Below are 12,793 nucleotides of genomic sequence, written 5' to 3'. Positions count from 1 at the left end.
GGGTCACACGGGGACGAGAAGACGCCCGTGACGGACTGGTTCGATTGTCGCTTGTTGTCATAGGACGACTGCGCTGCGTCAGTTAGCGTCGATGCCAGCATCCTAGGTGTGAGTCAACCGGTCCGGCCGGCTCCACCACCGAGGGTGCGTCCCCGACGCCACCCAGGAGAACCCGACATGGTGCCTGCCGCTCCCTCCGCCGGCGTTCGCACCGCCCGCCTCGGCACCCTCGACGCATTGCGCTTCGCCGCCGCCCTGGCCGTGGTGGCCTTCCACTTCACCGGCATCAACCCTGCGTGGGACGGCCAGGCCCCGATCGAGGTCGACGTCCTGGGCAGGTGGGCCGCCTACGGCGCCATGGGCGTACCCCTGTTCTTCGTCATCAGCGGCTTCGTCGTGCTAATGACCGCGTGGGGACGGGACGTGCCGAGCTTCGTCGCCTCCCGAGCAGGGCGTTTGTTCCCCGCCTACTGGGCCGCCGTGGCCATCGCCGCGCTGTTCGCCTTCGTCATCTGGCCCGCCGGCTCCGTCGCCGGGGGATACGCCCCGACCAGGGTCGACGCGCTCGTCAACCTGACGATGCTCCAGGGTGGCATCGGGACGCCCGACCTGGTCGGCGCATTCTGGACGCTGTGGACCGAGGCGCGGTTCTACCTCCTGATAGCCGTGTTGATCCTAATCGGCATCAACCGGGCCCGGGTGCTGGCGTTTGCGACCCTCTGGCCGGTGGCCGGCCTGATGGCCGCCCGCGCCGAGAGCCCACTGCTGTCAACTCTGCTGATCGCGGACTACGCCCCTTACTTCGCCGGCGGCATGCTGCTGTACGTCATCTACCGCGACGGTCACGACCTGGGAACCTGGCTGCTCGTCGGGCTGCAGTCCCTGCTGGCACTGCACTTCGCCGTCGACCACTACCCCGAGGCGCTCGCCCAGGCTACGGGCTGGGGCACGTCCACCACGGTGATCGCCGCGATCTCCCTCTCCTGCTTCGGCCTGGTCGCACTATTCGTCCTCAGCCCGGTCGCCCGCCTCAGCGCGCAGTGGATGACCGTCCTCGGCGCGCTGACCTACCCGGTCTACCTCGTGCACGAGAAGGTCGGCTACTACGTCCTCCACCTGCTGCGTGGGGAGGTCTCGCCATGGCTGGCCCTGGCGGCAGCCACCGCGGCCGCACTGCTGGTCGCGACGCTGCTCCACCACGCTGTGGAGAAGCCCTTCGGTGGCCGCCTGCGCGCCGCGACGCTTCGCATGCTGCAGCGAAGCACCGACCGGGCCACGCCCGCTGCCGCACGCCCCGACCTCGAGTCCGTCACCGCCACCGGCGCGGACCGCGCGCCTGAGCGCGCCACCCAGGCCCGTCCGCGGGCGGTGGGGGGGCTGCCCACCCATCCGCTGGCCGTCCTCCACACCACCGCCTCGCCGCAGCGGCCCCGGCACCGGCGCCCCGAACCACGGGTGCCGGTGCCCGCCTCCGCCCGGGACTGACCGGCCGCACGGCCACGGAGCCACCGAGAAACCGCCGACGGGCCCGCCTCCCCGCCGTCGAGGTCGCGGTATGAAATCATCCGGTTACTCAAAGTGCTGGACCTCTACCCGTAGCGGTCAGCACCTGCGTTCGCCTGCCCCTGCGGCGAACTGCTCACCCCCAGAGGCGCGTCGGTCGTGACGGCCGCACGACATAGCTGCGAGGTCTCGTGTCCACCACCCCCCGTCGTAAGAACAAGCTCGTCCTGGCCCTGTTCGTCGCAGCCGCGGCGGCCGCGGTCGCGGCCTTCCTCTTCAACCCCCGCCTGTCCGACGACCGGCCGTCCGCCGAAGCGGCCGCCACGGCCACGGCCGGGACCACCGACGGGGTGCCGGCCCAGCCCGCCGCCGAGACGTCGTCGGCTCCGTACACGATCGAGCCCGAGCCGACCGAGGTCGCCACGGAGGCACCGGTGGAGGACTCCGACGGGAACGTCCTCGTGGTGCTGACCTACGCCGGTCAGGACGAGTCGACCGGCGTCGTGCAGGCCAACGGCTACGTCCGCGGGGTGATCGAGGAGGGCGGCACGTGCTCCCTCACCCTCACCCGCGGCGACACCGAGGTCATTGCCACCACGAACGCCACCGCCGACGCGACGACGACGTCGTGCGGGTTGCTCGAGACCTCCCCCGACCTCGCCGCCGGCACATGGGAGGCGGTGCTGAGCTACGCATCCGCCGGTGCCGAGGGCACCAGCGACGAGCTGAAGGTGACCGTCCGATGACCCGTCCACCGGCCTGGGCGCGAGTCACGCTCGCTCTCGCCATCGCACTCTGCACGGTGGCCGGACTGCTCAGTGTCGCCGCGAGCACGGCTCCGGCCTCACCGGAGCTACAGACGGCCGCCGACACCAACCAGTTCGACCCCGGCAACATCATCAGCGACGCCATGTTCTTCGACCACAGCGCGCTGACCGCCCAGCAGACGCAGGACTTCATCGCGGCGAAAGGCGCCAACTGCCGGGCGTCCAGCGCGGGGGTCCCCTGCCTCAAGGACTACCGGGAGAACACGTTCACCCGGGCGCCGGACGGCATCTGCGACGGCTGGTACCACGGCGCCGCCGGCGAGTCCGCGGGGATGATCATCTGGAAGGTCGGCCAGGCCTGCCACCTGAGCCCAAAGGCACTGCTCGTCCTGCTGCAGAAGGAGCAGGCGCTGGTCACCGCGACGGGTTCGGGTCTGACCGCCCGCCGCTACCAGATCGCCGCCGGCATGGGCTGCCCGGACACCGCAGCCTGCGACACGCAGTACTACGGCTTCTACAACCAGGTCTACTCGGCGGCCCGCCAGTACCAGCGCTACGCGACCTACCCGAGGAACTACGCCTACCGGGCAGGCTTGACCAACACCATCTACTGGTCGCCGACCGCGTCCTGCGGGACGTCGCAGGTCTACATCGCCAACCAGGCGACGGCAGGCCTGTACAACTACACGCCCTACCGGCCCAACTCGGCGGCACTGCGAGCCGGCTACGGCATCGGTGACAGCTGCTCGGCCTACGGAAACCGCAACTTCTTCCTGTACTTCAGCGACTGGTTCGGCTCCACACAGTCCCCCGGCGGTGACGCGATCATCGCCGCCTACGCCGATCGCGGCGGCGCCTCGGGCCCCCTGGGCCCCTGGGTGACGTGGGTGATCTGCGGCCTCCCCGGGGGCGGTTGCGGTCAGGTGTTCCAGAACGCGACCCTCTACTGGTCCCCGGCCTCCGGCGCGCACGCCGTCAAGGAGCCGTACCTGTCTGCCTGGGGCAGGCAGCGCGAGGGCGGCCCGCTCGGCTACCCGACGAGCGAGGAGATCTGTGGCCTCAAGGACGGCGGCTGCGGCCAGATCTTCCAGGGCGGACGCATCTACAGCACCTGGAGCACCGGGACCCACGCCGTCCGCGGGGCGATCGAGTCCGCCTGGATCGCCCAGGGCTGGGAGGCCGGCCCGCTGGGCTACCCGACCACCGACCTCAGCTGCGGCATGAAGGAGGACGGCTGCGGTCAGACCTTCCAGGGCGGCGTCATGTACGCCAGCCCCGGAACGGGCGCCCACGCCCTGAGCGGCGAGGTGCGTCAGGTCTGGTCCGCGCAGGGCTATGAGAACGGCCCCCTGGGCTACCCGATCAGCGGCTACGCCTGCGGCATGGCGCAGGGTGGCTGCGGCCAGGCGTTCCAGGGCGGCCGGATCTACAGCACCTGGAGCACCGGCACCCGGATCCTCTCCGGCCCGATCCAGACGGCCTGGACGGCGCAGGGCTGGGAGAACGGCCCCCTCGGCTACCCGCGCAGCGACCAGGTGTGCGGCCTGGCCGACGGGGGTTGCCGGCAGGAGTTCCAGGGCGGGGCCATCTACTCCTCACCGACGGCGGGCGCGTTCCCGACCTCCGGGACGATCGCCGCGGCCTGGCAAGCGGCCGGCGGCGAGGACGGCCCGCTCGGGTACCCCGTCACCGGGGTCATCTGCGGCATGAAGGAGAGCGGCTGCGGCCAGGTCTTCGAGGACGGCCGGGTCTACTCCACCCCGGCGACCGGCGCGCATGCGATAACCGGCACGATGCACCGGGCGTGGGTGGCCCAGGGCTACGAAGTCGGCAAGCTCGGCTACCCGACCGGCGCCGCGGTCTGCGGCCTGGCCGGCGGCGGCTGCGAGCAGCAGTTCCAGGGCGGCACCCTCTACAGCCACCCGACGGCCGGCACCAACGCCGTCTCGGGGGTCATCGCCACCGCCTGGGCGGCCGCCGGCGGCGAGGGCGGTGGGCTCGGTTATCCCATCACCGGCCTGATCTGCGGCATGAAGGAGAGCGGCTGCGGCCAGGTGTTCCAGGGCGGGCGGATCTACTCGACCCCGGGTACCGGCGCGCACGCCATGACCGGCGTCCTGCACGCCGCGTGGATGGCCCAGGGGTACGAGGTCGGCAAGCTCGGCTACCCGACCGGCGCCGCGGACTGCGGCCTGGCCGGCGGCGGCTGCGAGCAGCAGTTCCAGGGCGGCACCCTCTACACCCACCTGACGGCCGGCAACCACACTGTGTCCGGGGCCATCGCGACCGCCTGGCAGGCCGCCGGCGGAGAGGGCGGCCCGCTGGGCTACCCGACCACCGGGTTGATCTGCGGCCTCAAGAACGGCGGCTGCGGGCAGGTGTTCCAGGGCGGCCGGGTCTACGACACCCCCGCCACCGGCGCCCGCGCGCTCAGCGGCCCGATCCACACCACGTGGGTCGCGCAGGGCTGGGAGACCGGCCCGCTGGGGTACGCCACCGGCGACCAGGTGTGCGGCCTGGCCGACGGCGGGTGCAGGCAGCAGTTCCAGGGCGGCACGCTCTACACGTCCCCCGCCTCGGGCACCTTCCCCGTGGTCCCGGGGGCGGTCGGCACCGCCTGGACCGAGGCCGGCGCAGAGGGCAGCCCGTTGGGCTACCCGACCAGCGGGCTGATCTGCGGCCTCAGGAACGGCGGCTGCGGGCAGGTGTTCCAGGGTGGCCGGGTCTACCACACGGCGGACACCGGGGGCCACAGCATCTCCGGTGCCATCCAGGACGCCTGGATCGGCCAGGGCTGGGAGACGGGTCCGCTGGGCTACCCCACCTCCGAGGCCTACGCGGTGCCCGGCGGCACCGCCCAGGACTTCCAGGGCGGCAAGCTCGTCCTGGACCAGGCGACCGGGACGGTGACGAGGGGCTGACCCCGACACCACCACGACGAAGGCCCTGCCCCTCTCCGGAGGGGCAGGGCCTTCGTCGTCGTCGCGGTCGTGCCGGCTGCGGCTCAGTCGGGCCGGATGAACCGTTCCCGGCGGCCCGAGCGGGTCAGCCGGCGCCACTCGCGCCAGCCGGCGCGGTCACGCCGGTGCACCAGGAAGAAGTAGCCGAAGCGCAGCCACTCCAGGGGCAACAGCCAGCGCATCCCGGGCTGCGCCATCAGATACCCGCGGTTGCGGTAGGTGAAGTACCGCTTCACCTCGTTGCCGGGGTACTGGGCGGACAACCGGCCACCGAGGATCGGCTCGAACTCGCTGGTGCCCTCGGGATGCAGGTACGCCGCTGCGGTGGCCGTGCCGAACGGGAGCCCCGAGCGGACCAACCGACGGTGCACCTCCGTCTCGTCCCCACGGAAGAACAGTCGGTAGTCGGGGACGCCGACCTCCTCGAGGGCACGGGCGCCGAACAGGGCGCCGTTGAACAGCGAGGCGTACCCGGGCAGGACGTCGATGCCGGCGAAGTCGCTCCGCTGACGACGCCACCGCAACCCACGGCGCAGGGGGAAGGCCAGCCGGTCGGGATCGGCGAGGTCGACGACGAGCGGGGAGACCTCGACCAGCCCATGCCGGCGAGCGGCCTCGAGCAGGGTGGCGAGCACGGTGTCGTCGGCCGGCCGCCCGTCGTCGTCGGCGCACCAGACCCAATCGGCCCCGAGCCCGAGCGCGTGCAGCATGCCCAGCGCGAACCCACCCGCCCCGCCGAGATTCCGCTGGCTGGGCAGGTAGGTCGCCGGGAGCCCGCTGCAGGCCACCACGTCCTCGGCGGACTGGTCAGGCCCGTTGTCGACGACGACCACGTGGTCGACCGGCCGGCTCTGCCCGGCGATCGCGGCCAGGCTCTCGGCCAGCAGCTCACGACGGTGCCGGGTGACGATGACTGCGACGACCCGCTCGCCGTCGACGGTCACCGCCGCGAGTCCCGGTAGGCGGCCAGTACGTCCTCCAGGTCGCCCTGCTGGCGGACCCGGCCGTGCTCCATCCAGATCGCGGTGTCGCACAGTTCGCGCAGGAACTCGTCGGAGTGCGAGGCGAACACCAGCAGCCCGGCCCGCTCGACGAGCTCCGAGAGGCGCTTCTTCGACTTCTCCAGGAAGCCTGCGTCCACGGCCCCGATGCCCTCGTCGAGCAGCAGGATCTCCGGATCGATGCTGGTCACCACCCCGAGGGCCAGGCGCACCCGCATGCCGGTGGAATAGGTGCGCAGTGGCATCCGCAGGAAGTCGCCGAGCTCGGTGAACTCGGCGATGTCATCGACCCGCGCCTCCATCTGCTTGCGCGTCATGCCGAGGAAGAGACCGCGTACGACGATGTTCTCCAGGCCGGACACCTCGGGGTCCATACCCACGCCGAGGTCGAAGACCGGCGCGACCCGGCCGTTGATCTGCGCGGTGCCCCGGGTCGGCTCGTAGATGCCCGACAGCAGCCGCAGCAGGGTCGACTTCCCGGCGCCGTTGTGCCCGATGAGGCCCACCCGGGCGCCGTGTTCGAGGTGCAGGGTGACGTCCCGCAGGGCCTCGATGACCGGCACCTTGTGGTCGCTGGCGATATTGCCGCCCACGACGCCCATCACCGTCTTCTTCAGCGACCGGCTCTTCGCATCGAAGATGGGGAAGTCGACGGCCGCGCCCTCGGTGGTGATGCTCACCCGGTCAGCGATCTCGGTCATGGTCACACCCAATACGCGATTCGGGAACGGTAGCGGCGCAGCGCGACGAGCGTCAGCGCCCAACCAACGACCGTGATGACGGCGACGACGAGCCAGTTCCGCCACTCGATCGACTCACCCAGCATGGGCCGGCGCAGGATCTCGACGAAGTGCAGGAAGGGGTTGAGCTCGGCCAGCCGGGCGCGCTCGGCGATCGACTCGTTGGCGCTGTTGATGAGGTCCTCGTAGATCCACACGATCGGCGTCATGAAGAACGCCAACTGCACGAACGACTGCGTGATCGGCGTGAGGTCGCGGAACCGGGTCGTCACGATGCCCAGCAGCAGGGCCGCCCAGGCGCCGTTGGCGACCAGCAGGGCGAAGGCCGGGAAGGCGAGCAGCGACGACCAGTCCAGCGACTGCGGGAACACGATCAACATGACGGCGTAGACGACGAGGTTGTGCACGAAGAACAGCACCTGGCGCCAGACCAGGCGGTACACGTGGACGCTCAGCGGCGCCGGCAGGTGGGTGATCAGGCCGACGTTGGCGATGAAGACCTCGGCTCCCTCGGCGATGCAGCCGCTGATGAAGCCCCAGATGATGAAGCCGACGAGGATGTACGGCAGCTGGGTCGACAGGTCGTTGCCGAACAGACCCGCATAGAGGATGCCCAGGGCGACGGCGGTGACGGCCATCGTGATGGAGATCCAGATGGGTCCCAGCACGGAACGCCGGTAGCGCTGCCGGATGTCCTGCCAGCCCAGGTGTCCCCACAGCTGCCGCTGACGCCACCCCTGGCCGAGGTCGTCGAAGGCACGCTGCCAGCTACGACCGGCTGCGGTCACACTCGGGGTCATGACCGGCACGCTACCTGCGGCCCGAAGCGCTCCTCGGAGCGAACCGCCCGTGCACACCCTGCGTCAAGGGCACGGCCGACCACTCCTGAGTCCGGTGTGACTCCTGGGTCACGGGGAGCCGGACACGGCAGCCGTCGAGGTCCGGAATCGACCAGCCGACACAGCCCTGCGTCGTAGAGTCGCCCTCGATCACGCCGCTGGACGACTGACCACCCGGTCAGCAGACCGACGTCGGCACCTCGACGTGAGGGACCAGGACATGCGCAGAGACGACCACGACGGGCAGGATCCGCAGGCACCGCGCCGCCCGCTCCCCCCGAAGCTGGACCCTCGTGCCGGCCGCCCGCCCCGCCACCGCGGCGCCGGCGCCGCGGCCTTCCCGGCCGGACGTCGGCTGGCGTGGACCGGGCGCATCGTGGCCGCGCTGCTCTCGGTCACCGTGCTGGCGAGCAGTGGCTGGGGCTGGTACCTGACCCGGGTGGCCGAGGCGTCGGTGAATCGCACCGACGCCATCCCGGACTCCGGCAACGACCAGGCCGTCCAGACCGGTGAGGCGATGAACCTGTTGCTGGTCGGCAACGACAGCCGCGCCAACCTCACCGGGGAGCAGCTCGCGCAGCTCAACGCCGGGGAGGACTCCGGGATCAACACCGACACCGTGATTCTCGTGCACGTGCCCGCGGACGGCACCAAGGCCTCCTTCGTCTCCTTCCCGCGCGACTCTTACGTGGACATCCCCGGCCACGGCAAGGGGAAGCTCAACGCCGCCTACGCCTACGGTCGCCAGAATGTCCCGGACGGCGCCTCGGAAGCAGCCAGGTCGGCGCAGGGCTCCCAGCTGCTGGTGCAGACGATCAGCCAGCTGACCGGGCTGCGCATCGACCACTACGCCGAGGTAGACCTGCTGGGCTTCTTCGAGCTGAGCAGCGCGGTGGGCGGCGTCGAGGTCAACCTCTGTCAGGCCGTCGACGACTCGTACTACTCCGGCGCCGTCTTCCCCGCCGGCCCGCAGACCATCAGCGGCGCCGATGCGCTGGAGTTCGTCCGTCAGCGGCACGGGCTGCCCCGCGGCGACTTCGACCGGATCATCCGCCAGCAGGTGTTCATCGCCGGCGTACTCCGCAAGATGCTGTCCGACGAGGTCCTGCTGGACCTGAGCAAGCAGCGGGAGCTGGTCGCGGCGGCGTCCGAGTCGCTGACGATCGACCAGAACCTGAACCTGCTGCAGCTGGCGCAGCAGATGCAGTCGGTGACCGCCGACAGCATCGACTTCCAGACCGTGCCCTACGTCGGCGACGACGCTGACGAGGACGGCCGTTACATCCTGCGTCTGGAGGACGAGGACACGCTGCACGTCTTCTTCGCCGAGCTCAGTGCGGACCCCGAGCCGGCGGCGGAGGCCCCGACGCCCGAGGCCGCAAAGGTCGTCAGCCCGGCCGACGTCGACGTCGAGGTCTACAACGGCTCCGGCATCTCCGGGCTGGCCGGCAGCGCCGGCGACGAGCTGACGGCGGCGGGCTTCCCGGTCACCGGGACGGCGAACGCCGACTCGATGGACTACGAGGTCACCGAGATCCGGTACGCCGCCGGGGAAGAGGCGCTGGCGGCGGCGCTGGCCGCCCAGATCCCGGGTGCGGTGACCAAGGTCGTCGACGACGCGGTCACCGGTACCGTCCAGCTGGTGCTCGGATCCGACTTCAACGGGGTGGGGCAGGCCGTGACCGCCGCACCCCCGGCGCCGGTGACGGAGGGCGAGGACGCCCGGACCGCCGCCGACACCGGGTGCATCAACTGATGCGGCCCACACCCGCGGACCTGCTGGTCGCAGCCCTCCGCCGCGATGCCGCGGCCCCGCTGATTACCTTCTACGACGACGTCTCCGGCGAGCGGACCGAGCTGTCGGCCACCACCCTGGCCAACTGGGTGGCCAAGACCGCCAACCTGCTCCAGGAGGAGTTCGACGTCGGCCCGGGCAGCACCGTCGGCCTGGCCCTGCCGGTGCACTGGCAGACCGCCGCGGTGCTCCTCGGGGTGTGGAGCTGCGGCGCCGCGGTCTGGGAGACCGCCGCCGAGGACGATGACCGGCTCACCGACGCCGACGTCGTGCTGGCCGACGCCGACCGGCTGCCCGCCCTGGAGGAGCTGGGCCTGGACGAGCTGCTGGGCCTGTCCCTGCACCCACTGGGCATGGGCATGACCGGCTACACCGGCCCGGCGCGCGACTTCGCGCTCGAGGTGCGGGGGCACGGTGACGTGTTCGCCCCCTGGCAGCCGGTCGACCCCGCCGGGGTCGGGCTGGTGCTCGGCGGAGGCCAGCTGAGCCTGGCCGCCCTGGTCGAGACGGCGACCGAACTGGCCGGGCGGCTGGGCCTCGTCGCCGGTGACCGGGTCCTGGTCGACCAGCAGGCGGCGACGGAGGCCGGGCCGGTGGCGTGGCTGCTCGCCCCGCTGGCCGCCGGGGCCTCGCTGGTGCTCTGCCGCGCGGCCGCACCGTCCGGCCTGCTCCGTCGCGCGGAGACCGAACGGGTCACCGCTACGCTCGGGCTGAAGCTCGACGGGATCCGCGAGCTGGGCCGCCCCGCCTGACGCACCACCTGCCCAGCCCTCGAACGGATGGTGGTCAGCGCATGGACAAGGTCGTCGCGAGCGCACGGGAGGCCGTGGCCGACGTGCCCGACGGAGCGACCCTCTCGGTCGGCGGGTTCGGGTTGTGCGGGGTGCCGGTCGCCCTGATCGACGCACTGCTGGAGCAGGGCGCGTCGGACCTGACGACGATCTCGAACAACTGCGGGGTCGACGACCAGGCGCTCGGGGTGCTCCTCTACGCCGGGCGGATCGCCAAGACGATCAGCTCCTTCGTCGGCGGCAACAAGGAGCTGGCGCGGCTGTACCTCTCCGGCGAGCTGGAGGTCGAACTGACGCCGCAGGGGTCGCTGGCCGAGCGGCTCCGTGCGGGTGGCACCGGGATCCCGGCCTTCTACACCCCCACCGGGGTGGGCACGATGGTGGCCGACGGCGGCATCCCGGTGCGCTACGACGCCGAGGGCAACGTGGTGGTCACCAGCGAGCCCAAGGAGGTCCGTCGCTTCGGCGACCAGGACTTCGTGCTGGAGACCGCGCTGACCGCCGACTTCGGCCTGGTCCGGGCAGCGGTCGGCGACCGGCACGGCAACCTGGTGTTCCACGAGTCGGCGCGCAACTTCAACCCGCTGTGCGGCATGGCCGCGGCGATCACCATCGCCGAGGTCGAGGAGCTGGTCGAGCCCGGGGAGATCCTCCCTGAGTCGGTGCACCTGCCCGGGGTGTTCGTCCAGCGCGTCGTCGTCGTGGGCCCGGAGGGCAAGCGGATCGAGCGGCGCACCACCCGTCCCCGTCCGGGTGCAGCCGCTCCCGCAGCCGCCGGCACCGAGACCACGGAGGCCTGAGATGGCACTGTCCCGCGACCAACTCGCCGCCCGGGTCGCCCTCGACCTGCAGGACGGCCAGTACGTCAACCTCGGCATCGGCATGCCCACCCTGGTGCCCAACCACATCCCCGACGGGGTGCACGTGGTGCTGCAGAGCGAGAACGGCGTGCTCGGGGTCGGCCCCTACCCCTTCGAGGGTGAGGAGGACGCCGACCTGATCAACGCCGGCAAGGAGACGATCACGATCCTGCCCGGGGCGAGCTTCTTCGACTCCTCGCTGTCCTTCGGCATGATCCGCGGCCACCACATCGACGTCGCCGTCCTGGGTGCGATGCAGGTCAACACCCGCGGTGACCTGGCCAACTGGCTGATCCCCGGCAAGATGGTCAACGGGATGGGCGGGGCGATGGACCTCGTGCACGGTGCCCGTGAGGTGATCGTGATGATGGAGCACGTCGCCCGCGACGGTTCCCCCAAGATCGTCGAGGAGTGCTCCCTGCCGCTGACCGGCAAGACCTGCGTCGACCGCGTGATCACCGACCTGGCGGTCATCGACGTCACCGACGCCGGGCTCGTGCTCCGCGAGACCGCACCGGGCGTCACCGTCGAGCAGGTCGTCGCCGCCACCGGCGCCCCCCTGCGGGTCGGCGGCGAGGTGCCCACCATGGCCTTGCCGGCCACAGTCTGAGCAAGGACCCCCCTGCCCCCCACGCCTCGCACGCTCGGCGCGGGCCCCTACAGGGAGGCCGTGCACGATCCAGGAACGAGAGCCGATGACCTTCTCCGTCATCGCCCGGGACGCCGCGACGGGCGACCTGGGCATCGCGGTCTCCTCCTGCATCCTGGCGGTCGGCCGGGCCGTTCCCACGGTCCGGCCCGGGGTGGGGGTGATCGCGGTCCAGGCGCGCAGCCGGCGAGGGCTGGGCACCTCCCTGCTGGCCGGCCTGGCCGATGGCGCCTCGCCGCAGGACCTGGTGCGCCGGGCCGCGCACGACGCCGAGGACGCCGACCGGCAGATCGCCGTCCTGGACCCGGCGGGCCGGGTGGCCGCCGACACCGGCCCGGGGTCCCTGCCGACCAGTGGCCACGTGCTGGGCGAGGGGTTCAGCGTGCAGGGCAACATGCTGGCGTCGCCGGACGTCCTGCCCGCCATGGCGCAGGCCCTCGCCGCGACCAGCGGGGCGCTGGCCGATCGGTTGATCGCCGCGCTGACCGCGGGGCAGGACGCCGGCGGCGACCTGCGTGGCCGGCAGTCCGCCGCGCTGCAGGTGGTGAGCGGGGTCCCGGCCAGCGACGACGACGACGGCGTCCGGGTGGACCTGCGGGTCGACGACTCCGGCGACCCGGTCGCCCAGCTGCGGATGCTGCGCAACCTGCAGCGCGCCTACGACGAGCGCGACTACGAGACCCTCGCCGTCTTCGCCCCGGAGGGCGCCCGGGACCTGTACGCGGCCCTGGCCGCCTCCCGGCGCGGGGACCGGGCCGGAGCCCGCAGCGCGCTGGAGGCGGTGCGCGCCCGCCCGGGCTGGTCGACCTGGCTCGCCTCCATGGCCGGGAACGCCCGACTGGCCGCAGTCTCCCGCCTGCTCGACACCTGACCCGGCCACCACATCGG

Annotated in this window: 11 protein-coding genes; 8 read left to right on the top strand and 3 right to left on the bottom strand. The window is 71.8% G+C overall.

Translation table 11 applies throughout. The annotated features are described in order from the left end of the window. The first annotated feature begins 177 nt into the window (after positions 1 to 177). The 3 genes from O2W18_RS15330 (at position 178) to O2W18_RS15320 (ending at position 5,191) form a co-directional block, all read left to right on the top strand. Entirely contained in the window at positions 178 to 1,485 is a 1,308-nt protein-coding gene (locus O2W18_RS15330) for an acyltransferase family protein (protein WP_269188334.1), read from the top strand. Positions 1,486 to 1,694: 209 nt separating this feature from the next. Beyond that, entirely contained in the window at positions 1,695 to 2,249 is a 555-nt protein-coding gene (locus O2W18_RS15325; RefSeq protein WP_269188333.1) for a hypothetical protein, read from the top strand. Then, positions 2,246 to 5,191, top strand: a complete 2,946-nt coding sequence (locus O2W18_RS15320) for a hypothetical protein (RefSeq protein WP_269188332.1) — start codon at positions 2,246 to 2,248, stop codon at positions 5,189 to 5,191. The genes O2W18_RS15325 and O2W18_RS15320 overlap by 4 nt, the downstream gene beginning before the upstream one ends. An 83-nt stretch (positions 5,192 to 5,274) precedes the next feature. Here O2W18_RS15320 and glfT1 read toward each other — a convergent pair whose 3' ends face one another. The 3 genes from glfT1 to wzm are packed head-to-tail and all read right to left on the bottom strand — an operon-like array spanning position 5,275 to position 7,771. Beyond that, complete coding sequence (glfT1, locus tag O2W18_RS15315; RefSeq protein ID WP_269188331.1) at positions 5,275 to 6,174, bottom strand: galactofuranosyltransferase GlfT1; 900 nt, start codon at positions 6,172 to 6,174, stop codon at positions 5,275 to 5,277. Then, entirely contained in the window at positions 6,171 to 6,932 is a 762-nt protein-coding gene (gene wzt, locus O2W18_RS15310; protein ID WP_269188330.1) for a galactan export ABC transporter ATP-binding subunit Wzt/RfbE, read from the bottom strand. The genes glfT1 and wzt overlap by 4 nt, the downstream gene beginning before the upstream one ends. A gap of 2 nt (positions 6,933 to 6,934) precedes the next feature. After that, a complete protein-coding gene (wzm, locus tag O2W18_RS15305; RefSeq protein WP_269188329.1) occupies positions 6,935 to 7,771 on the bottom strand; it encodes a galactan export ABC transporter permease subunit Wzm/RfbD in 837 nt (278 codons plus the stop codon). Between the two features lie 259 nt (positions 7,772 to 8,030). Between wzm and O2W18_RS15300 the strand changes: the two genes are divergently transcribed. From O2W18_RS15300 to O2W18_RS15280, 5 genes are all read left to right on the top strand, one after another. After that, a complete protein-coding gene (locus O2W18_RS15300; RefSeq protein WP_269188328.1) occupies positions 8,031 to 9,566 on the top strand; it encodes an LCP family protein in 1,536 nt (511 codons plus the stop codon). After that, the gene (locus O2W18_RS15295) at positions 9,566 to 10,357 is read left to right on the top strand and encodes a TIGR03089 family protein (protein WP_269188327.1); all 792 of its coding nucleotides are present in this window, start codon (positions 9,566 to 9,568) and stop codon (positions 10,355 to 10,357) included. Before O2W18_RS15300 ends, O2W18_RS15295 begins: the two co-directional genes overlap by 1 nt. Positions 10,358 to 10,398: 41 nt before the next feature. Beyond that, positions 10,399 to 11,196, top strand: a complete 798-nt coding sequence (locus O2W18_RS15290) for a CoA transferase subunit A (RefSeq protein WP_269188326.1) — start codon at positions 10,399 to 10,401, stop codon at positions 11,194 to 11,196. Between the two features lies 1 nt (position 11,197). Next, the gene (locus O2W18_RS15285) at positions 11,198 to 11,866 is read left to right on the top strand and encodes a CoA transferase subunit B (protein ID WP_269188325.1); all 669 of its coding nucleotides are present in this window, start codon (positions 11,198 to 11,200) and stop codon (positions 11,864 to 11,866) included. An 85-nt stretch (positions 11,867 to 11,951) separates the two neighbouring features. Next, positions 11,952 to 12,776: a DUF1028 domain-containing protein gene (locus tag O2W18_RS15280; protein ID WP_269188324.1), complete on the top strand. Its 825-nt coding sequence runs from the start codon at positions 11,952 to 11,954 to the stop codon at positions 12,774 to 12,776. Positions 12,777 to 12,793 lie beyond the last annotated feature (17 nt).

Source organism: Modestobacter sp. VKM Ac-2983, from assembly GCF_026967885.1.
GTDB lineage: Bacteria > Actinomycetota > Actinomycetes > Mycobacteriales > Geodermatophilaceae > Modestobacter.
The sequence above is the reverse complement of the archived record's forward strand: the minus strand, read 5'-3'. Positions and strand labels throughout refer to the sequence as shown.

Bases quoted from the DNA above. Each gene is read 5' to 3' on its own strand.
- O2W18_RS15330 (WP_269188334.1), top strand. From the start codon at position 178: ATGGTGCCTGCCGCTCCCTCCGCCGGCGTTCGCACCGCCCGCCTCGGC.
- O2W18_RS15320 (WP_269188332.1), top strand. From the start codon at position 2,246: ATGACCCGTCCACCGGCCTGGGCGCGAGTCACGCTCGCTCTCGCCATC.
- wzt (WP_269188330.1), bottom strand. From the start codon at position 6,932: ATGACCGAGATCGCTGACCGGGTGAGCATCACCACCGAGGGCGCGGCC.
- wzm (WP_269188329.1), bottom strand. From the start codon at position 7,771: ATGACCCCGAGTGTGACCGCAGCCGGTCGTAGCTGGCAGCGTGCCTTC.
- O2W18_RS15300 (WP_269188328.1), top strand. From the start codon at position 8,031: ATGCGCAGAGACGACCACGACGGGCAGGATCCGCAGGCACCGCGCCGC.
- O2W18_RS15295 (WP_269188327.1), top strand. From the start codon at position 9,566: ATGCGGCCCACACCCGCGGACCTGCTGGTCGCAGCCCTCCGCCGCGAT.
- O2W18_RS15290 (WP_269188326.1), top strand. From the start codon at position 10,399: ATGGACAAGGTCGTCGCGAGCGCACGGGAGGCCGTGGCCGACGTGCCC.
- O2W18_RS15285 (WP_269188325.1), top strand. From the start codon at position 11,198: ATGGCACTGTCCCGCGACCAACTCGCCGCCCGGGTCGCCCTCGACCTG.
- O2W18_RS15280 (WP_269188324.1), top strand. From the start codon at position 11,952: ATGACCTTCTCCGTCATCGCCCGGGACGCCGCGACGGGCGACCTGGGC.